This is a genomic window from Martelella sp. UBA3392, from assembly GCF_002358775.1.
Taxonomy (GTDB): domain Bacteria; phylum Pseudomonadota; class Alphaproteobacteria; order Rhizobiales; family Rhizobiaceae; genus Martelella; species Martelella mediterranea.
The window spans coordinates 6,930-7,166 of record NZ_DEPM01000112.1 but is presented as its reverse complement, the minus strand read 5'-3'; the positions used below and the strand labels follow the sequence as shown (position 1 = coordinate 7,166).

At 66.7% G+C, this 237-nt stretch carries 1 protein-coding gene; it reads left to right on the top strand.

Annotated features, from left to right (window positions below):
• Positions 1-237 (top strand): helix-turn-helix transcriptional regulator (locus tag B4E36_RS08145; protein WP_345900222.1); only part of this gene is annotated, 237 nt, incomplete at both ends.

Sequence of the window (237 nt, the reverse complement as noted above, 5' to 3'; positions counted from 1 at the left end):
CCGAGCCGATCCGGGCGATACATCGCGAACCCGCCCGCGCCTGGACGGTGGACGAGCTTGCCGCTCTCGCCGCCCTGTCGCGCTCGTCCTTCTTCGCCCGCTTCAGCCGCACCATGGGCATGCCGCCGATGGAATATCTCTACCGGTGGCGGATGATCCTTGCGAAGGACCTGCTCAAACACGGTCAACTGCCGGTGGCCGCCATCGCCGATCGCGTGGGTTATGGCTCGTCCAGCA